This window comes from Myxococcus guangdongensis (assembly GCF_024198255.1).
Taxonomy (GTDB): domain Bacteria; phylum Myxococcota; class Myxococcia; order Myxococcales; family Myxococcaceae; genus Myxococcus; species Myxococcus guangdongensis.
In genome coordinates, this window is the sequence record NZ_JAJVKW010000002.1 from 859,994 (window position 1) to 884,170 (window position 24,177).

The 24,177-nt window shown below is 70.9% G+C and carries 16 protein-coding genes; 5 read left to right on the plus strand and 11 right to left on the minus strand.

The window, feature by feature from the left end; genetic code table 11:
• Positions 1-50: 50 nt before the first annotated feature.
• Positions 51-4,580: a lamin tail domain-containing protein gene (locus tag LXT21_RS08300; RefSeq protein ID WP_254037542.1), complete on the minus strand. Its 4,530-nt coding sequence runs from the start codon at positions 4,578-4,580 to the stop codon at positions 51-53.
• 182 nt (positions 4,581-4,762) lie between these two features.
• Between LXT21_RS08300 and LXT21_RS08305 the strand changes: the two genes are divergently transcribed.
• A complete protein-coding gene (locus tag LXT21_RS08305) occupies positions 4,763-6,379 on the plus strand; it encodes a serine/threonine-protein kinase (protein ID WP_254037543.1) in 1,617 nt (538 codons plus the stop codon).
• A gap of 295 nt (positions 6,380-6,674) precedes the next feature.
• A complete protein-coding gene (locus LXT21_RS08310) occupies positions 6,675-7,523 on the plus strand; it encodes an ATP-grasp domain-containing protein (RefSeq protein ID WP_254037544.1) in 849 nt (282 codons plus the stop codon).
• 24 nt (positions 7,524-7,547) lie between these two features.
• Here the strand turns inward: LXT21_RS08310 and LXT21_RS08315 are convergent, their stop codons facing one another.
• Positions 7,548-8,972 (minus strand): alpha/beta hydrolase, encoded by a 1,425-nt coding sequence (locus LXT21_RS08315; RefSeq protein ID WP_254037545.1) that lies wholly within the window; start codon positions 8,970-8,972, stop codon positions 7,548-7,550.
• Positions 8,973-9,011: 39 nt separating this feature from the next.
• Positions 9,012-9,557: a hypothetical protein gene (locus tag LXT21_RS08320; protein WP_254037546.1), complete on the minus strand. Its 546-nt coding sequence runs from the start codon at positions 9,555-9,557 to the stop codon at positions 9,012-9,014.
• A 148-nt stretch (positions 9,558-9,705) separates the two neighbouring features.
• Here LXT21_RS08320 and LXT21_RS08325 point away from each other — a divergent pair, with 148 nt between their 5' ends.
• Positions 9,706-10,242, plus strand: a complete 537-nt coding sequence (locus tag LXT21_RS08325) for an FHA domain-containing protein (RefSeq protein WP_254037547.1) — start codon at positions 9,706-9,708, stop codon at positions 10,240-10,242.
• A gap of 33 nt (positions 10,243-10,275) precedes the next feature.
• Here the strand turns inward: LXT21_RS08325 and LXT21_RS08330 are convergent, their stop codons facing one another.
• From LXT21_RS08330 to LXT21_RS08345, 4 genes are all read right to left on the minus strand, one after another.
• Positions 10,276-12,111, minus strand: a complete 1,836-nt coding sequence (locus LXT21_RS08330; protein WP_254037548.1) for a gliding motility-associated C-terminal domain-containing protein — start codon at positions 12,109-12,111, stop codon at positions 10,276-10,278.
• Between the two features lie 169 nt (positions 12,112-12,280).
• Complete coding sequence (locus tag LXT21_RS08335) at positions 12,281-13,828, minus strand: serine/threonine-protein kinase (protein WP_254037549.1); 1,548 nt, start codon at positions 13,826-13,828, stop codon at positions 12,281-12,283.
• Between the two features lie 226 nt (positions 13,829-14,054).
• A complete protein-coding gene (locus LXT21_RS08340; protein ID WP_254037550.1) occupies positions 14,055-15,341 on the minus strand; it encodes a MopE-related protein in 1,287 nt (428 codons plus the stop codon).
• A gap of 5 nt (positions 15,342-15,346) precedes the next feature.
• On the minus strand, positions 15,347-16,573 hold the full coding sequence (locus LXT21_RS08345) for a hypothetical protein (RefSeq protein ID WP_254037551.1): 1,227 nt from the start codon (positions 16,571-16,573) through the stop codon (positions 15,347-15,349).
• Positions 16,574-16,764: 191 nt separating this feature from the next.
• Between LXT21_RS08345 and LXT21_RS08350 the strand changes: the two genes are divergently transcribed.
• On the plus strand, positions 16,765-17,205 hold the full coding sequence (locus LXT21_RS08350) for a host attachment protein (protein WP_254037552.1): 441 nt from the start codon (positions 16,765-16,767) through the stop codon (positions 17,203-17,205).
• 56 nt (positions 17,206-17,261) lie between these two features.
• The gene (locus tag LXT21_RS08355; RefSeq protein ID WP_254037553.1) at positions 17,262-17,861 is read left to right on the plus strand and encodes an HAD family hydrolase; all 600 of its coding nucleotides are present in this window, start codon (positions 17,262-17,264) and stop codon (positions 17,859-17,861) included.
• A 10-nt stretch (positions 17,862-17,871) separates the two neighbouring features.
• On the opposite strand, the gene LXT21_RS08360 is transcribed toward LXT21_RS08355, so the two are convergent.
• From LXT21_RS08360 to LXT21_RS08375, 4 genes are all read right to left on the minus strand, one after another.
• Positions 17,872-18,522, minus strand: a complete 651-nt coding sequence (locus LXT21_RS08360; RefSeq protein WP_254037554.1) for a glutathione S-transferase family protein — start codon at positions 18,520-18,522, stop codon at positions 17,872-17,874.
• Positions 18,523-18,563: 41 nt separating this feature from the next.
• Positions 18,564-19,163 (minus strand): adenylate/guanylate cyclase domain-containing protein, encoded by a 600-nt coding sequence (locus tag LXT21_RS08365; protein ID WP_254037555.1) that lies wholly within the window; start codon positions 19,161-19,163, stop codon positions 18,564-18,566.
• 297 nt (positions 19,164-19,460) lie between these two features.
• Entirely contained in the window at positions 19,461-21,830 is a 2,370-nt protein-coding gene (locus LXT21_RS08370; protein WP_256571372.1) for a serine/threonine-protein kinase, read from the minus strand.
• 201 nt (positions 21,831-22,031) lie between these two features.
• Positions 22,032-24,110: a S46 family peptidase gene (locus LXT21_RS08375; protein WP_254037557.1), complete on the minus strand. Its 2,079-nt coding sequence runs from the start codon at positions 24,108-24,110 to the stop codon at positions 22,032-22,034.
• Positions 24,111-24,177: the final 67 nt, after the last annotated feature.

A 24,177-nucleotide genomic window follows, 5' to 3' on the forward strand; every position in this document is an offset into this window, starting at 1 on the left:
CCCGTCTCCAGGAGCCGCCCGGACCACGTCCTCAACTCACGCCACCGACCTCACGGATTGGGCACCGGCACGAACACGTTCGGAGCCCCCGGCGTCAACTGGGTGGTGAACTTGAAGTCCAGCTCGTTGTCGTCCGTGTCCACTCCATTCGGAATCCTGGACAGCGAGCCGTCCATCGAGTCGAGGTCCGCCAGTGCCGCCGTGCTCACCGGCCCCTCCATCAGGTCGAACCGCGTCTGCGTGCCCGTGATGGAGGCCTGCACCACGGCCCCCTCGTAGGACAACGAGTCGATGATGGCGTCGTGCGCGCCGTCATAGAGAGCGACGGCATCCGGCGAGGGGTTGCCCGACGTGCCGCCATTCTGGATGGCGGTGGTCGACACGAGCACCTTGACGCCCGGCAGACCGCTGAGCGGACCCGTCACCGAGGAGGGCCCCACGACCAGGTACTCCCCTGGCCCGAGCGAGCCCACCGGCGCGAGGTCGACCTTGGCGTAGCTCGCGTGTGACGCCGTGCCACCATTCACGTAGACGAGCGACACGCCGCCCAGCGAGAGGGTGTTCTGCGTGGGGTTGTAGATCTCCACGAACTCCTTCCCGTTCGTGTCCGAGCCCTTCACGTCGTAGTCGACCTCGTTGATGACGAGGTGGTTGATGGGGGGCCGCTCCAGGGTGGAGATCTGCGCCGTCTTCGTCACGCCCGCGTACGTCGCGGACAGGCTCCCATTCATCGGCTCCGAGCCCGCGACGAAGAGCACCTGCACGCTCCGCTGCCCCGGCGCCACCGTCACCGTGGGAGACGCCAGGACGCCGAGCCCCGTGGCCGGCGTCAGCGTCAGCTCCACCACCACTCCGCCCGACGACGCCGCGCGGTCCAGCGTCACGATGAAGCCCTTCCTCGCGCCGAAGTACGCCGTCGACGTCTCGGGCGTCAGCGAGGCGAGCTTCGCCGGAGGCGGCGTCACGACCACCGTCGCCGCGCGGCTCACCCCGAGCAGCGACGCCGTCACCGTGCCCGTGCCCTCGCCCTCCGCGTCCGCGGTGAACAGGAACGTGGCCTCCGTGCTCCCCGCCGGCACCGTCACCGTGGCCGGCACCGAGCCGTAGCGCGTGACACCCGTCCCCGGCGCCGCCCCCAACGTCACCGCCAGGTCCTGCGCGGGCGCCGAGGACAACGCCACCCGGAACTCCTGCGTCTCGCCGTACCGCACGGACACCGGCCCCGCGGGAGACAGCGACACGAGCCGGGGCGCCGTCAGGTCCACCGTCACCGCGGAGCTCGCCTGACTCGTCCCCACCGCCGCCGTCACCGTGCCCGTGGGCCCCACCGCGGCCTCGTCGAGCGTGAAGGTGAACGTCGTCTGCATCGCGTTCTTCGCCACCGGCACGGACACCGCCGGCGTGAAGGTGCCGAACCCCGTCTCCGGCGTCGCGAACAGCGCCACGGACGCGTTGTCCGCCGCGGGCCGGTCCAACGACACGGTGTAGGTCACCGAGCCGCCCGGCACCATCGTCACCTCCGCGGGCGACAAGCGCGCCAGCAGCGCCTGCTCATCCTGCCCCAGCACGCGCACCGTGGCCTGCCGCGACACCCCGCGCAGCGTGGCCGTCAGCACCACGCTCTGCGCGGGCGCCAGCGCCTCCACCTTCACCTCCACCGAGCCCTGGTTGCGCGGCACGCGCACCACGTCGTTGACCACGCGCAGCGCGGCGCTGTTGCTGGAGGTGACGGCCACGTCGATGGCCTCCGTGTACGGGGCCGACAACGTCAGCGTGAGGACCTGCGGGAAGGTGCTCACCGCGCCCGTCCCACCCAGGCGGACGTACGCCCCCGGCCCGAAGCTCGTCAACGTCGGCATGGGCGCCATCAGGTCCGCCGAGCTGCGCGGCAACACCTTCGAGTCGCTGAACATGTACGTCAGCACCCCGCGCAGCACGCCATACCGCGTCCCCACCGCCGGGTCCCGGAAGGTGTAGGCGAAGTCATCCACCATCAACCCGGGCTGCCCCGGGTCCCCGCTCTCGTTGACGAGGAACTGGGAGAACGAGTCGACGCCGCTGGAGACCGTCACGTCGAACACGTCCACCAGCACGCCCTCCAGCCCCTTCGCGCGGGCGCCGCCGGTCCGCACGTCCGCCGTGGTGACGGCCACCGGCACCGGCAGCGGGCCGACCGCGCCGCGCTTGCGGTACTTCACGTCCACCAGCTCCGGCAGGCCCTGGTAGACGGTCAGCGTCGCCGTGAGGATGTCCAGCCGGTCTCCCACCACCAGGTCGTCCTTGGGCGCGTACACGTAGATGCCCGAGTTCTCCACGCCCAGGCCCGCCGGCAGCGGGTGCACCTGAACCCAGAAGCCCATCTCCGTCAGCGCCCCCTTCACCAGCGCGGTGACGACGACGTCGTCGAACTTCACCGTCTTGCCCACCCACGGGTAGCGGCCATTGCCGTCCTGCGTCTTCAGCTCGTGGACGGAGGCGCTCGAGCAGCCCAGGTGGCCCGGGTTCGGGTCCGAGACACACGCGTCGCACGCATCGCCCTTGCCGTCGCCGTCCTGGTCCGCCTGGTCCGGGTTCGCCACGTAGGGGCAGTTGTCCTGCCAGTTGGGGTGGCCGTCATGGTCGTCGTCGCCCGCGGTGTACGTGGCGCACGAGGTCGTGTTCGCGTCGAGCGGGCACACGTCACACGCGTCACCGACGCCGTCGCCGTCCGAGTCCGCCTGCTTGCCGCCGTCCATCGGACGGATGGGGTTGAAGACGAACGGGCAGTTGTCGGCGTTGCCCTTCAGGCCGTCACCGTCCGGGTCATCCGAGCGGCTCTCGCCGGAGTACACGTTCGAGCGCTTCACCGACGCGGGGAAGCTGGGGTTGTTGGAGATGCGGCGGGGCACGCACACCGGCTCGCCCTCGGGCACGCCGCAGGCGAACAGCTTGTAGGCCTCGGGATTGGCGGCCGCCAGCGTGGCCAGCGTCTTCTTCAGCTCCGACTGGACACACACCGTCTTGCCGCTGCCGCACACGTCCAGCGCGTCACACGGCTCCGCGCCGGACACGAGCGCGCCCACCAGCGCCTGGTCTCCGTAGAGCGCCTTGCCGCCGCGCATCGTCAGCACCACGTCCGCGGCCTCCGCGCTGATGACCGCGCGGTGCGGAGAGGCGGCGTGCGTGCGCAGCGAGTAGATGGCCAAATCACCCAGCTTGCCCGGGGCGATGCGGCCCACCCCCGCCTGCATGTCCACCGCCCCCGCGGCCTGGCTGGTCACCATCCGCCACAGGTCCACGTCGCTGAAGGCCCGGTCGAACTGCACGGTGTTGAGCGCGTCCGCGCACTTCAGCTCGCGCAGCAGGTTCATGGAGCCGGACTGCACCCAGTCGGTGCCCAGCGCGATGTTCACGCCCAGCCGCTTGTACGCCGTCACCATCGCCGTGTCGCCGTACAGCGCGACGTTGGAGCGCGGCGACCAGATGAGGCCCGTGCCCCGCTCCGCCATCAGCGCAATCTCCTTCGCCGTCACGCCCACCGCGCTGATGACCGACGTGCGCGGCTGGATGATGTCGTTGATGCCCGTCGACAGGCAGCGGAACTCGTTGAACGCCTCCTGGCTGATGCCCTCGGCCAGGTGCGACAGGTACGTGCCGTGGTTCGGCACGCTCGAGGTGCGCGGCATGCTGGCGTAGTCACACGTGTCGGACTTGATGTCCGTCTCGCGGTTGCCCAACGGGAAGTCCACGTAGGAGGTGAGCCACTGGTCCAGGCCCTCCTGACGGCTGACCGGCTGGTCCACGTTGCGCAGCAGGCCCGCGGCGCCGCCCAGGCCCGCGATGGACGTGGTGCCCGCAAGCAGGTGGCGCAGCTCGATGTAGCTCACCTTGTCCACCGCCGAGCTCGTGCTGTTGGAGATGCGGGTGTGGTTGCCCAGGCCGACGACCCAGTCCAGCCGGTGCTCGTAGCGCTCGTCCGTCCCGGCGAACGGCCCGCTCTGCTTGGTGAGGTGCTCGTGCGTGTTGATGAGGCCCGGGGAGATGACGCCCGTGGGGCACGCCACGTGCGTCGCCTCGGCGGCGCCCGCCTCCGCGGAGCAGTCACACGACGCGCAGGTGATGACGCCGCTCGCGTCCACCAGCACCTGGCCGCCCACCAGCGTCTCGTCCTCCATGAGCACCACGCCCGTGAACAGGCGCGCGCCGTTGCCGGCCTTGGAGACCTCGCACGTGGCGCCGCTCGCCAGGGGCGGGGCATCCGCCGCCGCGCAGCGCGTGAGCGTCAGCGAGCAGTCCGCCTCACAGCCGTCCTGGCCCGTCAGGTTGCCGTCGTCGCAGATTTCGGTGCCCTCCAGCTTGCCGTTGCCACAGGCCGCCTGGGGCCGGGTGGGCGTGGAGGTACAGTCCGCCTCACAGCCATCGCCGCCCTGCTTGTTGCCGTCGTCGCACGCCTCCCCCTCCTCCTGGACCCCGTTGCCGCAGACGGGCGCCTGGGTGCAGCCCGTCCCCTCACAGGGCTTCGGGTCCTCCCGCGAACATCCAACCTGGAACAGCCACACCGCGCTGAGCGCGGCCAACAACAAGCGAGGCGACATTCGCATCTCGTGGGTCTCCTGGGGGCACCCACCTGGGTGCTCGACGGCATGTCCCTGAAATGCGGCGCAGAGTAGCCTGTGAAACATTTCGGTAACAGACGTCCCCGGGGCAATCCGCCCTGGCGAATTGCAAGGGGTTCGGGGCGCCCCAGTGGCGACTTCCCACCTTTCTGTAGACTGAGAAGCCGATGACCGCCCACACCCTGACCAGCCCCGTCTCCCGCTTCCTCGACGGACACCTACGACGCGATGCGCAGGGGCGCGAGCTGTCGGTGGCGCGCTTCATGGCGGGCCTGTCCGGCGCGTCGGTGGTGGTGGCCGCGGCGCTGGGCCCCTCGCTGGGCTGGGGGCTGACGCAGGCGCTGATGGGGCTGTCGGCGGTGCTGGCGCTCTACTACACCGCGCTGTGGCGCGTGCTGCGCTCGGGCGCGTTCCATCCGGCCATCCCCTGGCTCAACGTGGCCATCGAGGTCAGCATCCCCGCGGTGGTGCTCGCGTTCGATTTGCGCTTCCAGGGGCCCATCTACGCGCTCACCGCGCCCACGCTGGTCATCTGGCCCACGCTCATCACGCTCGCGACGTTGCGCAGCAACCCCCGGCTGGCGCTGGCCGCGGGCATCCTGGTGGCCGCCGAGTACCTGGGCATCTACTTCCTCTTCGTCCAGCCGCTGCTGCCGGAGTCCGCGCTCATCACGCTGACGCCGCGCTTCATCGCCACGCGGGCCTTCTTCTTCGTGGCCGCGGGCGTCTTCACCGCCACGCTCGCGCGGCACTTCCTGCAGCTGACGCGGGGCGCGCTGTCCGCGCTGCGGGAGCAGGAGGTCATGGGCAAGTACGTGCTGCACGAGCGCGTGGGCGCGGGCGGCATGGCGGAGGTGTACCGGGCCACGTACTGCCCGGAGGGTGGCTTCCAGAAGCAGGTGGCCCTCAAGCGCATCCTCCCCTCGTTCGCGGATGACGACGACTTCGTCGCCATGTTCCGCCGCGAGGCGGAGCTGTGCTCGTCGCTCAATCACCCCAACATCGTGCAGGTCTTCGACTTGGGGCGGCACGGGGGCACGTACTTCCTGGCCATGGAGTTCGTGGACGGCATGCCGTTGAGTTCGCTGATGCGGGGGCTTGCGCGCAGGCCGCTGCCGGTGGCGGCGGTGACGTTCCTGGGGGCGGAGCTGGCGTCGGCGCTCGACTACCTGCACCGGCGCACGGGCGCGGACGGACAGCCGCTGCGGCTGGTGCACCGCGACCTCAACCCGCCCAACGTGCTGGTGTCGCGCTTCGGCGACGTGAAGCTGTCGGACTTCGGCATCGCGCGGGACTCGGCGCGCTCGCAGCTCACGGCCGCGGGCAGCGTGCGCGGCAAGCTGGGCTACATGGCGCCCGAGCAGGCCGCGGGGAGGCCCTTCGATGGGCGCGCGGACCTCTTCGCGCTGGGGCTGACGTTGCATGAGGCGCTCACGGGGCGGCGCGCGCTCCAGGGCTCCACGCAGGAGGCGCTGCTGCGCGCCACGCTGGACCAGGAGGTGCTCCCGCCCTCGCGCTTCAATCCGGAGGTGCCGCCCGCGCTCGACGCGGCGGTGATGGGGCTGCTCGAGAAGCGGCCCGAGCAGCGCACCGCCAGCGGGGCCCTCCTGCGTCAGCAGCTGCTCGCGCTCGAGGGCGAGTCCGCGCCGTATCCGCGAGGCCAGGCGCTGCTCGCGGGCGTCCTGCGCGAGGCGGCGGAGCGACAGCAGCAGGAGAAGGAGGCTCGAGCCCAGGCCTCCGCCGAGGGCCCCGCGCGCGCTCAGGCCCCCGCTCGCTCGGCCTGAGACGTCGGCTCCGCTCGGCCCCCCGTCCGCGAGGGATTCAGCGCGGCGTTCCTCGCGAGTGCTGGGGCCCTCCGCTCCACGTCCCGGCCTGCCAGCAGGCTTCGCGCGAAACGGGAGCACACCTCGTCGCGCGACGGACCCGTACAGCGCGGCGACCGCGCGAAACTCCTGCTGCCCCGACGCCCTCGCGCTACGTATCGTATCGATGCGCGCCGCACGGTCCGCCTCGAGGTCCGGGGCGCCCGTGCCAGGCCACCGCCCACACCCCGCGGCGCCCCACCTGGAGTCCGTCACCATGGATGTCGCTGTCCTCACCTACTCAGACATGCCCGAGCTCGCCGAGTTCGAGCGCCCCCTGCTCCCCGCGCTCCGAGCCCTGGGCCTGGATGCGCGGCCCGTCGTCTGGGACGACCCGACGGTGGACTTCAACACCGTGCGCCTCGCCGTGGTGCGCAGCACCTGGGACAGCCACCTGCGCCGCGACACCTTCGTCGCCTGGGCCCAGAAGGTCGGCCGGCTCACCCGGCTCCACAACCCGGCCGACGTGCTGCGCTGGAACACGCACAAGTTCTACCTGCGTGAGCTCGAGGAGAAGGGCATCCCCGTGACGCCCACCGCGTGGGTGGAGCGCGACGGCGCCCTGGACCTCGAGGTCCTCGCCCGCGCCCGGGGCTGGGACACGCTGGTCCTCAAGCCCGCCGTGTCCGCTGGCGCCGTGGAGACGCACATCATCCCGCGCGCGGAGGCCTCGGCTGGCAACGCGCTCGTCACCCGACTCGCCGCCAGCGGAGAGCTGATGGTGCAGCCCTACCTCCGGGCCTTCGAGTCGGAAGGCGAGCGCAGCTACATCTTCTTCGAGGGTGTCTTCAGCCACGCGGTGCGCCGCCCGCCCACGCTGAAGTCCGCGCCTCGCGGCTTCGCGGAGCCCAGCACCTTCGCGCCCGACCCCAAGGAGCTGAAGCTGTCCGAGCGCGTGCTCGAGGCCATGGGCGCCCCGCTGCTCTACGCCCGCGTGGACGTGGCCACCGACAACGAAGGCGTCACCCGGCTGCAGGAAGTGGAGGTCACCGAGCCCTCCCTCTTCCTCACCCTGGACGCCGAGTCCCCGCACCGGCTGGCGCGCGCCATCGCCGCGAAGCTGTAGCGGCGCCCCCGAGGGAGTGCGCGCCTAGAAGCCGCACTCCTTCGCATCCGCGTTGCGGAACACGCACAGCAGCCCCGGCTGACGCTTCTTCCAGAAGGCCCAGTCGTGCGCGCCGCTCACCTCGTTCACGTGCACCACGCCGTAGCCCTTGTTGCGCAGCGCAGTGACGAACTGGAGGTTGGACTGACAGTCGTCCCCGCCCTGCTCGCCGTCGCGCGTGCAGCCCGTCGAGGGTGAGCCGTGGTCCACGTAGAAGCGCACCGGCACCACCGGGTCCGCGCTCGCGCGCACCACCATGGCGTTGCCGTCGTTGCGGTCCACCTCGCCGTCGTGCGGCCAGAACAGCGTGCCGGACTGCGTGCCCACGAAGCCGAACTTCTCCGGGGCGCGGAAGCCCGCGTACACGGAGATGAGCCCGCCCAGCGACGCGCCGGAGATGCCCGTCTCCTGGGGCCCCTTCTTCACGCGCAGGCCCGACTCCACGCGCGGCATCAGGTCATTGACGATGAAGGCCAGGTAGTCGTCACCCCGAGGCGTGGGCCAGCCCGGCGCGAGCGCGGGCGGGAAGGTGTACTGCCCCAGCCGCACGTCCTGGCTCGGCAGCGCGATGAACACGAGCACCGCCGCGTCCTGGGGCCGCGCCTTGTAGTGCGCGTCCGCCGCGTCCACGAAGGACTCGCGGGTGATGCTCTCGTTGCCGTCGTGCACGTACATCACCGGCAGCGACGGGCACTCCGGGCCGTCATAGGACGCGGGCGTGTAGACGAAGACATCGCGCGCGTCGTTCAACGCCGTGGCGCGCACGTCGTACCACGCGGTGAGCCGGCCCTTCGCCGGGTCCTGCGCGTCCGGGTAGACGAGCGAGTTGAACTGGCCCACGTCGTTGCGGTTGAGGCGGTCCCACACGACGTTGCGCGCGCGAGGGTCCTCGAAGAAGTCGCCGCCCTTCACCAGCTTGTACGGCTGCGGGCCCGTGCGCGGGACCTCCACCTCCGCGAGGTACAAGTCCGTGTCCCGCACCTGCCCGAGCGGCGTCGCCGTGGGCGACCACTCGTTGAACTCACCGGCCACGAAGGTGTCGCGCGCGGCCTCGCCCCGGACGAAGAAGGCCACGCGCTGACGGCCCGCGCTCGCGTCGCTCACCAGCGGCGTGCCGCCCTGGGCCTCCACCTGCGCCACGAAGCGGTCGATGGCCTGGGTGCGCTCATTCGACGTCGCGGCCCGGCCCATGGCCAGCTGCAGGTCCGCCAGCAGCGACATGGGCGCGCCCTTCACCACCGCCTGCCGCTGACAGGCCCAGCTCGTCGGGCCCCCACCGCCGTCGGGCGTCGGCCCCGCGTCCGGATAGGACTGGGTGAAGGGCGGAGGCGGAACGACCGGCGCGCCCTCCGAATCATCACAGGCGGACAGCAGACTCGCGCACAGCAGGACGAAGGACAGACGGCGCATCACGACTCCAGGCGGCGGCAGGCGAGAAGCAGGGACGGACTACGGCTGCGGCTTGGCGGCGGTGGCCGCGGCGGGCACGGTGAGCTCGCGCCCCCACACCCGGACCTTCGCGGCCTTCTCCGCCTCGCCATCGAAGTAGATGCTCGCCTTCACCTTCACGGAGGGCGGCACCTTGATGGAGTCGGCCGACTGCCCGGGAGAGCGGGCCTGCAGCGGCGTGGCGAAGCCGTCCTTGTCCAACAGCTGCGCGCCGCCGCCCTCGTGGAGGCCCAGGAGGTGCAGCGGCTCCGCCGTCTTGTTCGTCACCGCGAGCACCACCTCCACGCCGCCGCCGTTGGAGGCCTTCGCCTCCAGCACGGACAGCTCCGTGTTGGCGTTGACCTCTTCCGCGGTGGACAGCGTGCGCGAGCCGTCCGCGCTGGCGGCGCCCTTGCGGCCCTCGTTGAAGCCCTCGACGACGCCGCTGCCGGCGCCCTTGGCGACCTCCACCGTCTTGCCCACCACCGTGGCGGTGACGTCCTTGGCCGTCTCTCCCTTGCAGGCGGGGACGAGGAGCAGGAGCGGAGCGAGCAGGAGACGGCGCATGGGACCTCCAGAGGGATGTGGGCGCGGGTGTACTACAGGGCCCACTCCGCGCGCGAGTGGGGGGCACCCGCCGGGTTTCAGACGATTCGTGGACACCGGAATGCACCTTCTCGCGCGCTGCGGGGGCCGAAGGGGTTATGAGTCCTCCATGGCTCGCGCACTGCTGCTCTCGCTGCTGGTGAGGCAGCACCTTGCACTCAAAGAGAAGTTTCGCGCCAAGTACCCGCACCCCTGGCTGGTGTGGGAGGCAGGCGCGTGGAACGTCCCGGAGACGGTGGACGGGAATGTGGGCGCCACCCGGCTGCCGCTCACGGACTTGAAGGACTGCCTGCCCGCCGGGGACGCCATGTGCTTCGAGCTGGTGGCCCTGGCCGAGCGAGGCCCCATCCGCCTGGGCCGCGCGTCGCAGAACAACGCGCTGGTGGTCAACGACGCCACGGTGTCGCGCGAGCAGCTCATCCTCACGCCCCAGCCCGACGCCAGCTGGCACGTGGCCCGCGTGGCCGACGCCCGGCCCGTGAAGCTGGACGGCCGGGAGCTGCCCGACGCGGGCGTGGTGCTGACGCCCGGCGCCAGGCTGGAGGTGGGCGACGTGCGCCTCACCTTCCACGACGCGGCGGGCTTCGACGAGCGCATCTCCCGCATCGCCGCGCAGGTGCTCGCCCAGACGGCGCCGCCACGCTGAAGCGCGCGTGGCGGGCGCTCGCCCGGATGCTGACTACCGGATGAGGGTCACCGTTCCGGACGGGCTGTTGTTCCCTGTCGAGCCGTTGATGATGTTGCCGAAGCAGTCGCTCATCTCGATGCGCCACGCGTAGGCCCCGCTGCCCTGGGGGACGCCACCGAAGGTGCCATTCCAGGAGTAGTCCAGCAGCGTGGGCCCCTGGGACGAGAAGATGGCCTGTCCCCAGCGGTTGTAGATGAAGAAGCGCGAGCCGGGGTAGTCGTCCAGGTTGAGCGGCCGGAAGAGGTCGTTCAACCCGTCACCGTTCGGCGTGAAGGCGTTGGGTACGGCGACCTTGCGCGGGTTGTGCTGCGCCACCGTCTGCTGCCCGCTCCCCGTGCAGCCATGGACACTGTCGGTCACCGTCACCGTGTAGAGGTGGTTGGCGGCCGGGACCGGCGGCCCGTTGGGAGGCGGAGACGCCCCCAGCGAAGGCAGGAGGATGGACGTCGGGCTCGTGTTCGGATTGGAGAGGTACGTGGCCGGCGACCACCGGACAGCATAGGACGTCTGGATGACGGGGTCGGAGAACTCCAACCGGTAGAACGCGGCCAGGGAGCCGTAGGTGTTGCCCCCATTGCAGGAATACAGGTGGTGGGTCCGGGGCTCCACGACCAGCCGCTGCACATAGAACGTCAGCGGGTTCGACACGAGTTGCTGGGACGGGTTCAGGGCCTCGTAGCTCATCAGCCGGTACCGGTGGATTCCGGGCGACGGCTGGGAATGGGCGGACGCCAGGCTCGTGGCCCCCGGGACGTTGAGCCAGCTCTCGCCGCCATCCGGGCTCCACTGCCACTGATAGGCCGGCGTGGTGAACGGAATGGTGGAGGGCCACCGGCCATACAGGCTCACCGCGCCGCTGTTGCACGCGTGCTCCCGGTCCACCACGGGGCCATTCTCGAAGGAGGCGATGACCGGTGGGTAGCACGGCGCGAACGACAGGTCGTCGATGACCAGGTCATTGCCCGAGCCGCTCTGGTTGCGATTCACCATCACGATGTCGACCGATGAGACGCCCGCGGGCAGGTCGAACATGAAGCCGACCTTCTGCCATTGGAAGGGCGACGTGGGCGGGATGACCAGGTCCCCGCTGGTCGCGATGAAGCCCGAGGGCCCATGGACCTCGAAGCGGATGCGCGGGCGCTCGTAGAGGCCATTCCTGTCCAGGTTGCCCACCCAGGCGGAGAACTCGTAGCGGAAGGCCGGCGTCAGCCCATTCACGGTGGTCCGGTAGAACTCGCCGGGGTTGGAATCCGCGTCCACCATGAGGAAGTAGCCGTTCGTGTCGCCCGGGGTGTGGTCCTGGGTAATCCCATGCCAGGGGCTCCGGCAGTTCACCGAGCTGTTCGTGAGCGTGTAGTGGTTGGGCGAAATCGCGCAGAGCGCTTCGTAGCCATAGGTCGTGGCCCCCGAGGGGAGCGCCGGCCCCGGATTGCCTCCCCGGCCGAAGTCCACCGCGATGGCGGCGGGCCCGAGCACGCCCGAGCAGAACGAGGACTCCCCCGCGTGGGTGTTGATGGTCTCCACGCTGATGGAGGCCCCCTGCCCGCCCAGGTCCTCATAGACATCCAGGCTCCCGAGCAGGTCCAGGTGGTCCTCGGACACGTCCCACTGCACCGTGGCCGACCCCTTGTCCTGGGAGAGGAGGGTGCCGTGCATGACGTTCCACGTGACGGTGGCGTAGCGGTCGTGGTCGCTGGTCCACGAGGGCCATTCGACGACGTAGGTCTCCACGGAGCCCTGGAGGACCCGGGTGTTGCCGCGGATGTAGCCATCCGCGAGGCTGGGCAGCGAAGACAGACAGACGAGCATCAGCAGCAGGTGTTTCATCCGAGGCGCTCCATTCGAGAGGGCACCTCGCCGCGTCTAATCCACCCAATGTCTGGGGCACAATGGTGACGGTTGTCACACCATTGCACGGAGCAAGGATGTCTTGGGATGGAGGCGACGGGCTTGCGCCGCCGCGCGAGAGCGCGCAGGGCCTCTCGCGACAGGCGGCCTAACGCCCCGAGGGCTCGGCGCTCGCCGCGCGCGTGTGCGACTTGCGCGAGCTGGCGGTGCCCTGGGGCGGCTTCTTCGCGTTCGACTTCTTGCTCGCGTTCGCCCTCGGCGCGGTGAGCGACTTGGCCAACGGCACTTCCAGCTCCGTGTGCGAATCCAGCCGCACCGAGCGCACCGAGGACACGTACCCCGCCAGCTCCACGCGCAGGTGCAGCGGCACCTCGCGGCGCGGCAGCTCTCGCACCAGCGGCGTGATGCCCAGCACCTCACCCGTGTCCGAGCGCACCACCTGCGCGCCCTCCGGGAAGGAGTGCACGGTGAGCTTCACCGCGGGCACCACCACCTCCTCGGGCGTGGGCGCCAGCACCACGGGCTCCGGCGCGCGCTCCGGGGAGACGACGGACTCGGCCGCGCTCGGGACGATGACCGGCGCGCTCGGCGCCGTGGCCCCACGCCATACCAGCGCACCGGCCGCGAGCAGCGCCAGGGTGCCCACCCCCGCGGCCCACAGGGCGCGGCGACGATGGGGGCCTCCCATCACGGTGGGCATCCGGCGCGTAGGCCGCTCCGACGGCTCCAGCGCCGCCACGGCCTCCGGCGACGAGGACACCTGCACGGGCAACAGCAACAGCCCCGTCGTCACCTCCGCGAGCGTCTGGGGCCGGGCCTCCGGCTCCTTCGCCAGACACCGCATCACCAGCTCCGCGAGCTGGGACGGCAGCGGCTCACCGGTCGCCATCTGCGTGGGAAGCGGCGGCGGCGGCTGGGTGATGATCTGCACCACCAACTGCCCGAAGGCCTCCGCCTGGAAGGGCGGGCGGCCGGTGAGCATCTCGTAGAGGATGTTGCCCACCGCGTAGATGTCCGAGCGCGCGTCCACCGTCAGGCCCGCGGCCTGCTCCGGGGACATGTACGCCGGCGTGCCGATGATGGTCCCGTCCAGCGTGCCCGTGGGCACCGCGCCCTCGGTGGCCAGGTGCTTGGCGACGCCGAAGTCGAGCACCTTCACGAAGTCCGGCTGCCCGGCGCGCTGGGTGAGGAAGAGGTTGTCCGGCTTGATGTCCCGGTGCACCACGCCCACCTGGTGGGCCGCGCCCAGCGCCGCGCACACCTGCACCGCGATGCGCTGGATGCGCGCGAGCGACAGGGGCTCCTGCTTCAGCAGCGCGCCCAGGCCCTGCCCGCGCAACAGCTCCATGACGCAGTAGACGTGGCCCCCCTCGCCCTCGTCCACGAAGTCGAAGATCTCCACGATGTGCTCGTGGTTGATCTGATTCACCGTGCGGGCTTCCTGGAAGAAGCGCTGCACGAAGCCGCCGTCGCGCGCGTGCTCCGGCTTGAGCACCTTCAAGGCCACCTGGCGCCCCAGCCGCGCGTGACGCGCCTGGAACACCCGGCCCATGGAGCCCTCGCCCAGGAGCGACTCGAGCTGGTAGCTGCCCAGCAGCGAGCCCTCCCGCAGCTCCACGCCGACGCGTTGCTCGCCGCTCACGGGCCCTCCGCGAGAGGACAACAAGGTCTGCGCGAAGAGGTCATCGTTGCCCATGGTGTGTAGAACTCTCCATGCTCGGGCCCAACGGCAACCCACCGCGGCCCCTCTGTCTTCCACGTAACGCCCACGTCCCACGTCCTCAGCGGTGCTCGCGAGACGGAGGTCGACGAAGACCCTGTCCGAAGCCCAGCACCACCCGCCCCGCACCAGCCCGGCGGCACCGCCACTGTCCACTCGTGGACAGGCGCGGAGGCCGGGCTTCCAGGCGGGGCGGCGTGGATCACGTGCAGACCCCCGCGCGGCACACTCCGGCCACGCGGTTGCCGTTCACCAGCCGCGAGCAGCGGGAGTTGTTCGGGCAGTCCAGCGTGTCCGCGCAGTCCGTCAGGGTGTCGCCGTCGTTGTCGATGAGGTCGTTGCAGCTCACCTCCGCGCAGCGCTTCGACGAGACGCCGCACACGGCGTTCGCCTCTCCGGCCACGCACAGCTGACCGCCGCAGTCGGAGTCCTCGCAGTCCACCTGTCCGTCCCCATCGTTGTCCTGACGGTCGGTGCAGTTCGCCTCGGCCTTGGCGCTGTTGCGGCACACGCAGCCCACGCCGCACGACTGCCCGCTGCAGTCCGAGTCCGCGCAGTCCGTCTGGCCGTCCTTGTCATCGTCCTCGCCGTTGTTGCAGGCGCCCTCGACGCAGTTGGAGCCCAGGCACGCCAGCCCCGGCCCGCACTCCCTGCGCTCGCAGTCGGGGTCCGCGCAGTTGAGCCGGCCGTCGCCGTCCTCGTCGCCGCTGTCCGGCGTGCACAGTGACTCCGTCTTGCGGCCGTTCTCGCAGAGGCAGCCGGTGCCACAGGACTGACCGTCGCAGTCGTCGCGGTCCGCGCAGTCGATGCTCCCGTCACCGTCATCGTCGTCGCCGTTGCCGCAGTTCGACTCCTTCTTCCGGCCGTTCTCGCAGAGGCAGCCCGCGCCGCACGGCTGGTTGTCGCAGTCGTCGCGGTCCGCGCAGTCGGTGGCGCCGTCGCGGTTGTCGTCGATGCCGTTGCCGCAGTCGAGCTCGCCGCGCTTCTGGCAGACGCCCTCCACGCAGGCCTGCAGCGCGGTGCACACCGTGCCGCACGTGCCGCAGTTGAACGGGTCCGTCAGCCGGTTGAAGTCCTCGTCCACCTCGCCGTCGCAGTCGTCATCCACGCCGTTGCAGCGCTCGACGGTGGGCAGCACGTCGCCCACGCACGCCATCGTGCCCTGGCGGGTGCAGACGGACTGGCCATCACGGCACGCGCCCTTGCCCCGGTTCTCGTCCTTGCCCGAGAAGCACGACGACTCCAGCTCGTCGATGACGCCGTCGCAGTCGTCGTCCAGACCGTTGCAGCGCTCCTCGCCCTCCGGGAGGCAACAGTAGCGGGGCCCGTCCTCGGGCAGCGACGTACAGACGAAGCCCTCGCCACCGCAGTCCCCGTCCTTCTCACAGGTGTAGGCGGCGTTGTCGGGGAAGGTCACCTTGCAGCCCGCCACGCCGGAGAGCAGCAGCACCGCGGTGAGGGCTCGCAGCCAGGATTCGAAGGTCTTCATAAGGCTCAGAAGCTCCCACCGACGACGACGTGCACCGCCGTGGACGCGCCACCCGCGCTCACCGTACCCACGGGCGCGGCAGACTCGCTGCGCGACGGAATCACCAAGAGCCACGTGACGCTGCCGGCCGCCACCGCGCCACCGCCGATGAGCAGGCCCGCGGCGAGGTTGGCCTTCGACTTCGCGTCCAGCATCTCCTGGCGAGTCACGTCGATGATGCCGTCCCCGTTCGTGTCCGTGGCCCGCTTCTCCACGTCCTTGGCGCTCATGCTCATCACCGCGCCCGCGCCCGCCACCGCCAGCCCCACCAGCGCCGTGTAGAACGCCGGCCGCTTGTAGATGGGCGTGTTGCTGCCGCCACGCCGCTTCGACGACGCGCGCGCCACGCCGTCCTCGGGCCCCTCCGGCGCCGGACCGAAAATCTCCATGCGGACCTGGACCTCCTCACGAGCGCCGGGCTTGAGCACCACCGTCTTCGTGAAGGACGCGTACTCGTCCGCGGACACCTCCAGCTGCACCGTGCCCGGCGCCAGCCGCGCCTCCACGCTGCCCACGCCGAGGATGCGCTCGCCCACCTTCACCACCGCCGTGGGCACGTTGACGCTCACCTTCAAGAGCGCGCGCGGACGGGCCAGCGCCATCATCCGGTGGCCCAGCTTGGTGGCCGCCTCCTTCTGGAAGGCCTCGTCCTTCGGGTTGCGCCCCGACACCACGTCCTCGTGCACCACGCCGCGGTCGCGGTCATACGTCCACGCGCGCAGCGTCCACCCCGCGTCCTCCAGCGACAGCCGCGCCGTCGTCAGCAGGTCCGCGTCCAGCTGCTCCGCCGGCTCCGTCATGCACGACGCCTGGGCGCAGCTCAGCGCCGCCTCGTAGCCCGCCTCCAGCCGCTCTCGCGCCTGCTTGGGCGTCGCGGCGAACTCCACCATGCCGGACGACATCGCGCCCTTCGCCAGCTCCCGCAGCCACGCCGCCGCCTGCTGCGAGCCCGCGCGCTCCGGCGTCTCCAACCCCAACAGGATGAAGCGCGGCGTCAGCGACACGGCGCTCTCCTCGCCCTCGCGCAGGTCCAGGCCCATGCCCGGCGCCGGCTGCTCCTGCGGCGGAGACTCCGATGACGATGTCTCGGAGCTGAGGTCCAGCCCCAGGCCACCCTGCTCCTGGCTCCTCGCGGGCTGGGCCCAGAACACGAGCGCCAGCACGGCGACAGGCAACGACGCGGGAATGCGCATGCCGCCGTTCTACTCCTTTGCCATTCCCAACGGAATGATCGGTCCGGTTCCGAACACCGGAACTCCAGATGTGGGTGTCAAACCCGCGTGACACGCCCGCCTGCCCTGCGCGCGACAGGGGAGCGGCACGGGACAGGAAGCTTGCCGGGCGCCGCGTGGGTCCTCATCTCCCACCTAAGGAGGCGTGACACATGGCGGACGCAAAGCTCTGGATTCTCGTGGGGAACGCGAGCCGGGCGCGGCTCTTCGAGACCGACGCGAAGGCGCGTGAGGCGTGGAGTCTGGTCGAGGAGTTCCATCACGAGGAGAGCCGGGTCAAGAGCGAGCAACTCCGCGAGCAGCCGGACAACCCCAACGCGGGCACCCTGCACGGTCCTCCCGGGGAGAACGAGCCCCAGGGTCGCCGGGAGCTGGAGCACGACCGCTTCGCGCGCGAGCTGTCCGGCGTGCTGGACAAGGGGCACGACCGCCACGCGTTCGACAAGCTCATCATCGCGGCGCCGCCGGAGTTCCTCGGCAGGTTGCGCAAGGCGCTGAGCACCCGGGTGCGCCAGCGGGTCCTCCTGGACGTGGGCTCGGACTACTCGACGGTGCCCGCGCGGGATTTGCCTGAGCGCGTCCCGCTCCTCTAGCCTCGCCTGCCCTTCTGATGACCGGGCCGCCAGCCGGCCCGGTGCGAGGAGCAGGCATGGCGGAGGTGAAGGCGGTCCTGCTGGACCTGGGCAACGTGCTCGTCTTCCACGACAACGCGTTGCTCTTCTCGCGGCTGGGGGCGTGCGCGCGGATGTCCGCGGCGGAGGTCTCCCAGCGGCTGATGGGCGCCGGGTGGACCGAGGCCAACCGGGGCACGCTGGACGCCGAGGGCATCCGCAAGAGCGTGTGCGGCGCGCTGGGCGTCGATTTGCCCATGGCCGAGTTCGCGCCCCTGTGGAGCAGCCACTTCACCACCCACGAGGCCGTGCTGCCCCGGGTGGAGTCGCTCATCGGCCGGGTGAAGCTGGTGCTGGTGTCCAACACCAACGCGCTGCACGCGGCCTACCTGCGGCCCCAGCTCCCGCTGCTGCGGCGCTTCGACGCGCTGGTGATGAGCTGCGAGGTGGGCTTCGTGAAGCCCGAGCCGGACATCTACCGCATCGCCCTGGAGCGCGCCGGCGTGGAGCCGCGCGAGGCCGCCTTCTTCGACGACCTGCCGGAGTTCGTGGAGGCCGCCGACGCGCTGGGCCTGCGCGGCCAGCGCTTCACCACCGCCGCCGCGTTCGACGCGCAGCTCACCCGGTTGGGGCTGTGAGGCGCCGCGCTCAGTCCTCGTACTTCGCCACGGGCGGCTCGTGCAGTCCGGCCTCCGCCCACTTCTTGAAGGCGGGCTGGGACAAGAGCGTGTCGCGGTACGCGGCGCTCACCGCGTCCAGCGTCACATCGTAGGTGACGAAGCGCGTGGCCACCGGCGTGTAGAACGCATCCGCGATGCTGAAGCGGCCGAACAGGAACGGCCCGCCCTGACCGAAGCGCGAGCGGCAGTCGTTCCACAGCGCCTGGATGCGGGCGATGTCCTCGGCGACGCCCGGCGCGCGGCCCTGTCCGGGTTTGCGCGCGCGCAGGTTCATCCCCATGTGCTCGCGCAGCCGCGAGAAGCTCGAGTGCATCTCCGCCGTCACCGAGCGCGCCACCGCGCGGGCCTCGCGGGACTCGGGCCACAGCCGGGCCTCCGGGAAGGTCTCCGCCAGGTACTCGCAGATGGCCAGCGAGTCCCAGATGACCAGGTCTCCATGCTGGAGCGCCGGCAGCCGTCCGCTGGGCGAGTGCTGGAGGAGGAGGGCCTGCGTCCCTGGCGTGTCCAGGGGGATGACGACCTCCTGGAAGGGCTGCCCGGTATGGCAGAGCGCCAGGTACGGCCGAAGCGACCACGAGGAGTAGTTCTTCGAGGCGACGACGAGGGTGAGCTGGGGCATGGCGCGCACCGTAGCGCCAGCGTCCGTTGAACGCCCGCGCTTCAGTTCGCCGTGGGCGTGCGACTCAACAGCGAGCGCATCCGCGACAGGAACGGACGACGGCCCCGATGCTCGCGGGGGTCGATGCGATAGACGGCCACCGGCAGGCGGATGTTCTTCATCTCGCCCCGGCCCAGGCGCACCGGCGGCGACGCCAGCCGGCCTTCGACCTGTCGGGCCACCGACTCGCTGACGTAGAGCGTGCCGGGCCTCGCGAGGGCCTCGATGCGCGCGGCCAGGTTGACGCCCTCGCCGAACACGTCGCCGTCGCGGTGCACCACCATGCCCACGTGAACCCCCACGCGCAGCACCACGCGGCGCTCGGCGGCCACGGTGCCGTTGCGGGTCTCGAGCTCCCGCTGGAGCGCCAGGCCGAAGTCCACCGCGGACAGCCCCCCCTCGAACTCCAACAGGAACCCATCCTCCAGACGCTTCACCTCGCGCCCTCCATGGCGCGGCAGCAGCTCTCGGACCAATGACGCGTGTTCCTCGCGCACCACCTGCTGGAGCGCTTCATCACGCCAGGACTGACGGCCCACGGCCTCGATGCCCGTGAACAGGATGGCCGACAGTTTGCCCGGCTCGGGTGCCTCCACCACCATCGCTCATCTCCCCTCCCCCCGATGCCTGCTGTTCGAAAGCCTACTTCAGGACGAGGGTCCCGGTCCCAGCCGGGCCCCCCGTCACAGCGGGGACCGGACCTCGGACGGCTGCTCGCCCTGGTAGGACGCCGCCTTGCGTCGTTGAACCATCCTGCTCGGCACCATCAGGAGAATTCATATGTAACGCGGCGCACCAGTCATGCCCAAGGGGCCCTGGCGGGTCGTGTCTGGCCAACAACGTGGCGGGTCGTGTCGGGGTTGGGCTGATGACAGAGGCGAGCGGACGCTCGTCTGTGCTTACAGGGTGATGCCGTGCTGCTGGCAGTACCTGCGCACCTCGGCCTGCTCGGAGGTGGGGACGCGGAGCCAGACGAAGCGCGCGCTGGTGAGGTCCTTCTGGTGGCAGTGGGCGCGCGCGAGGAGCGCGAAGGAGGCGCCGGTGGCCTCTCCGCGCTGACTGCGACGGGCCAGTTGGATGGCCTCGCCGGGGTCTCCACGGGCCAGGGCCTTCTCGGCCAGCTCCAGGTCGGTGAGCTTCGTATTGCCGCCCTCGGGCTTCGCCTTGGCCTCGGGGGGTTCCATCTGGCCGATGCCCGTCGGGGGCGACGCGGGGTCGGTGGGCTCCGGCGCGGGAGGATTCGTCTCCGCGGGGGACGTGCCCTGAACGAGCCGTGTCTGTGATTCCGTCGCGGGCGGCGGCGGTGCTGGAGAGGGGGGCGCGACTTCGGGCGGCGGCGCGTTCTGGGTGGGAGTCGTCACCAGCGGGACGATGGGGGTGGACCGGTTCTTCTGGGTCACCACGAGGCCCGCGCCCAGGAGGGCGAGCACGGCGGCCGCGAGCAGCCACCGCCCGTAGCGCCGGGGGCCCACCACCGGGACACCGCCCGAGGGCGAGCGAATCGTCTCCGGCTCGGAGTCCGAATCAGGTTCGACGGGAGGCGCGTTCGCGGCGGGAGGTCTCCAGACCGCCAGCGGAACGGCGGGAGTATCCGGGACGGGAGGCCGGGAGAGCTCGAGTGGCGGGGAAGGCGCCGCGACGGGGGCGCGCGCGACGGCTCCGGACTTCGGAGGAGAGACGCGCACCGACTTGCCGACGAGCCCCGACGCGGGTGCTCGCGAGGCGTCGGCGGGAAGCTTGTTCGGGTCCTCGGCGCCCTGCCCCGCGTCGTTTCGCTCGACCTCGGACGAGGCCCTCGGGCCTTGCGCCGCGGAGCCTCGCGCGGGACGCGTGGAGCCGTCACCGCCATGGACCACCGCACCGAGTGGCGCGCGCGCCGAAGCCTCTGCTCCGTTCGTCCCGCGTCCTGTGCCATGCGCCGAGCGCGCCGAGGCATCCGCCCCATTCGCTTCTCGTCCCGCCCCCTGCGCCGAGCGCACCGAGGCGTCTGCCCCGTTCGCGCCACGACCCGGGCCCTGCGCCCCAGGCGAGGCATCCGCCCCGTTCGCGCCACGACCCGGGCCCTGCGCCCCAGGCGAGGCCTCCGCCCCGTTCGCTTCTCGTCCCGCCCCCTGCGCCGAGCGCGGCGACGCATCCGCGCCGTTCGGCGCGCGCCCCGTGGACTCCAGCACGGCGCGAGACGAGACCTCCTCACGAGGAGCCTCCGCCGCCTTCGGGCGGGCCGCCGCGTCCGCCTGTTGCCTCGAGGCACGCCAAGGCGAGACGACCTGCGTCGCGGGCTTCGACGGTGGCGACGCGATGGGCCGGGGCTGCACGGTCGCCGTCGGCACCTGCGCCGCCGACGGGAGCGGGGCAGGCGGAGGCGCGTCCGGTGACGGCGTCGCGGTGCGCAGCGGCGTCCCCGTCAGCGCGGCGATGAACGCGCTCACATCCGGAAAGCGGTCCTCCGGGCGCTTCGCCAGCGCCTGCTCGATGGCGCGGACCACGTGCGCCGGCGTCTGCGGCGCCACCTCCAGCAGCGGCTCCGGTGGATCATAGACGATGCGGTAGATGAGCTCCGGCAGGATGCCCCCGTCCTTGAAGGGCAGCTTGCGCGCGAGCATCTCGTACACCATGCACCCGAACGAGAAGATGTCCGTGCGCGGGTCCACCTCCCGGTTCTTCCCCGTGGCCTGCTCGGGCGCCATGTACTGCGGCGTGCCCAGCAGGATGGCGTCCTGCGTCTGCACCGTCTTCGAATCGATGATCTTCGAGATGCCGAAGTCGAGCAGCTTCACGTGCTCCACCGACATGCCCGCCAGCTCCGTGGGCACCAGGAACACGTTGCCGGGCTTCAAGTCCCGGTGCACCACCCCCGCCCCGTGCGCCGCCTGCAGCGCCGAGCCCATCTGCCGCGCGATGGAGAATACCTCCGGCAGCGTCATCTGCGCGCCCTTGCGGATGCGCCGCGACAGCGGCATCCCCTTCAGGTGCTCCATCACCAGGAACGGCGAGCCGTCCGCCAGCGTGTCGAAGTCGATGACCTCCACGATGTTCGGGTGCCCCAGCCGCGAGGCGATCTCCGCCTCCCGCCGGAAGCGCAGGTAGACCTCCTCCCCCAGGCTCGCGTCGTGCCGCAGCACCTTGACCGCCACGTGCCTGCCCGGCAGCCGCAGATGCCGCGCCAGGAAGACGGTCCCCATCCCTCCTCGGCCCAGGACGCCGGAGATCTCATACGTGTCCCGCAGGACCGTACCGAGGGGAATGTCTTTCGTTGGCGAGGAGCCCATGGATGAAGCCGGCCTTCACACCGGAAACCGCATTCTATCCTGGAACCCCTGACATGCCTCGGCCCGTCAGCAACCCTCCGCGCACGTCCCCGCGAAATTTCCGCAGGCACACTGCACCCCGAGGCGCCCTCGACGGGGACACCTCGGGGTATCGACTTCTCACAGCTTGAGGAAGCTTCGGCGAAGCGTCCTGAATCCAACCTACCTCGCGGGTGGGGCCTCCACGTCGCTGGCGGCCTTCAGCTCGCGCACCACGCGGGCGGCGCCGTAGACGTGCTCCAGGGCGGCGAGGATGCCGTCTCCGTGCACCGCCACGGCCCGGTTCGTCTCCGGGACATAGGCGTAGCGCCCGCCGAGCGAGTGCAGGTTGCCGTCGAAGATGAGCCCCACCACGCGCCCGTCCCGGTCCACGACGGGCGAGCCGGAGTTGCCGCCGATGATGTCGTTGGTGGTGGCCATGTCCAGGGGGGTGGCGTCGGGCACCTTGCCCTGGGCCTTCATCCACGTGTCGGGCAGCTTGAAGGGCTCCTTGCCGGTGTGGCGCGCGTAGGCCCCGCCGAACGTCGTCAGCGACGCCACCGGGCGGCCATTCTCCTCCCAGCCCTTCACCTGACCGGGGTTGAGGCGCAGGGTGAAGGTGGCGTCGGGGTAGCCCGAGGTGCCGTAGACGGCGAGGTGCGCCTTGGCCAGCCGCTCCCCGTTGCGCTTGAGCACCGCCTCCACCGTGTCCTCGTAGCGCTTGCGCACCTCGCGCGCCGGGCCGTCCACCTTGCGCGCGAACAGCACCATCGGGTCCTTGGACGCGTCCACCGCGGCCTTGCCCCCCTCGAGCAGCGCCTTGCGCGTCTTCACGTCGCCCAGCTTCGTGCCGCGCACCAGCGCGCGGGCCAGCCCCTCGGGGGACTCCGTGCCGAGCACCTCGCGCACGAACGGATCATCCGCGCCCAGGGTCTCCCGCAGCCGGCCCAGGCCGAAGGCGAGCATCGACTCGTCCAGCTCCAGCGCGATGGGCGCGCTCCGGAGCAGCTGCTGACGCAGCGAGGGCAGCTGCGCGTCCGTGTACTCGCGCAGCCGCTCCGGGTTCGGCTTGCCCTGCTCCTCCGACAGCCGCACCAGCTGCCGGGCGATGCCGAACAGCTCCGAGCCGTACGCGTCCCCGGCCTCCTTCATGCGGTACTCGGGCAGCATGCGGCGGTACACGTCGAGCGCCTTCGCCGTCTCCTCCCACGCCCCCGCCGTGGCGGCCCTGACTTGCGGATGGGCCTCCACGCGCCGGCGCAGCTCCGCCTCGTCCTCGCGCTTCTTCGCGAGCACCGACGGGTCCGCGAGCGCCTGCAGCCGACCGCGCAGGGCCTTGAGCCCGTTCTCCACGCCGCGCAGCCGGGAGCGCGTGGTGCGGAAGCGCTCCGGCGACGTGCTCGAATACTCCTTCAGCTTGCCGCGCACCTCCGCGAGCATCAGCAGCGTGTAGGGCAGATTCACGTCGCGCTGGAACTCCAGCTCCGCGATGCTCGCCTTGCGCTCGGTGCCGCCGGGGTGGCCGGAGACGAAGACCAGGTCCCCATCCTTCGCGCCCGTCTTCGCCCACGGCAGGTAGTCCGGGCTCTTCGCCGCCGCGTCGTCCTTCCACACGCGCAGGAAGGCCACGTCGTAGCCGAAGCGCGGGAAGTTGAAGTTGTCCGGGTCCCCGCCGAACGCCGCCATGGAGAACTCCGGCGCGAACACCAGGCGCACGTCCTGGAAGCGGCGGTACTCGTAGAGATGATACTTGCCGCCGTTGAACAGCGTCACCACGTCACAGCGCACGTCCGTGGACGTGGCGCACGCGGACTCCACCGCGGACATCTCCTTCTTGAGCGCGGTGTTGAAGGCCGCGCCGGACAGGCCCTTCGTCGCGGTGTTCATCCGCTCGGTGACGTCCGTCATCTTCACCAGCTGGTTGGCCTCCACCTTGGGGCAGCGCCGCTCCTCGGCGGGCGTGCGGGCCTGGAAGCCCTTGGCCAGCAGGTCCTCCTTGGGTGAGGACAAATCCTCGATACATCCGCGGATGCAGTGGTGGTTGGTCATCACCAACCCCTCCGGGGACACGAAGCTGGCGGAGCAGCCGCCCGCCAGACGCACCGAGCCGAGCCGGACCTTGTCCAGCCATGCCTGGGTCGGCGTGAAACCATGGGCCTTCTTCACCGTCTCCACGGGGAAGGCGTCGTAGGTCCACATGCCCTCGTCCGCCACGGCGGGCAGCGACAGGAGCAGGCCAAGTGCGAGCAATGCACGGTCCACGGGTGTTCATCCTTCTGGAAGTCGAGTGAGAAAGGCGCCGCACAACGCCTGCTCGGCGGCAGCATTC

Coding starts and splice junctions, on each gene's coding strand:
- LXT21_RS08300 (WP_254037542.1), bottom strand. CDS start 4,580: ATGCGAATGTCGCCTCGCTTGTTGTTGGCCGCGCTCAGCGCGGTGTGG.
- LXT21_RS08305 (WP_254037543.1), top strand. CDS start 4,763: ATGACCGCCCACACCCTGACCAGCCCCGTCTCCCGCTTCCTCGACGGA.
- LXT21_RS08310 (WP_254037544.1), top strand. CDS start 6,675: ATGGATGTCGCTGTCCTCACCTACTCAGACATGCCCGAGCTCGCCGAG.
- LXT21_RS08315 (WP_254037545.1), bottom strand. CDS start 8,972: ATGCGCCGTCTGTCCTTCGTCCTGCTGTGCGCGAGTCTGCTGTCCGCC.
- LXT21_RS08320 (WP_254037546.1), bottom strand. CDS start 9,557: ATGCGCCGTCTCCTGCTCGCTCCGCTCCTGCTCCTCGTCCCCGCCTGC.
- LXT21_RS08325 (WP_254037547.1), top strand. CDS start 9,706: ATGGCTCGCGCACTGCTGCTCTCGCTGCTGGTGAGGCAGCACCTTGCA.
- LXT21_RS08330 (WP_254037548.1), bottom strand. CDS start 12,111: ATGAAACACCTGCTGCTGATGCTCGTCTGTCTGTCTTCGCTGCCCAGC.
- LXT21_RS08335 (WP_254037549.1), bottom strand. CDS start 13,828: ATGGGCAACGATGACCTCTTCGCGCAGACCTTGTTGTCCTCTCGCGGA.
- LXT21_RS08340 (WP_254037550.1), bottom strand. CDS start 15,341: ATGAAGACCTTCGAATCCTGGCTGCGAGCCCTCACCGCGGTGCTGCTG.
- LXT21_RS08345 (WP_254037551.1), bottom strand. CDS start 16,573: ATGCGCATTCCCGCGTCGTTGCCTGTCGCCGTGCTGGCGCTCGTGTTC.
- LXT21_RS08350 (WP_254037552.1), top strand. CDS start 16,765: ATGGCGGACGCAAAGCTCTGGATTCTCGTGGGGAACGCGAGCCGGGCG.
- LXT21_RS08355 (WP_254037553.1), top strand. CDS start 17,262: ATGGCGGAGGTGAAGGCGGTCCTGCTGGACCTGGGCAACGTGCTCGTC.
- LXT21_RS08360 (WP_254037554.1), bottom strand. CDS start 18,522: ATGCCCCAGCTCACCCTCGTCGTCGCCTCGAAGAACTACTCCTCGTGG.
- LXT21_RS08365 (WP_254037555.1), bottom strand. CDS start 19,163: ATGGTGGTGGAGGCACCCGAGCCGGGCAAACTGTCGGCCATCCTGTTC.
- LXT21_RS08370 (WP_256571372.1), bottom strand. CDS start 21,830: ATGGGCTCCTCGCCAACGAAAGACATTCCCCTCGGTACGGTCCTGCGG.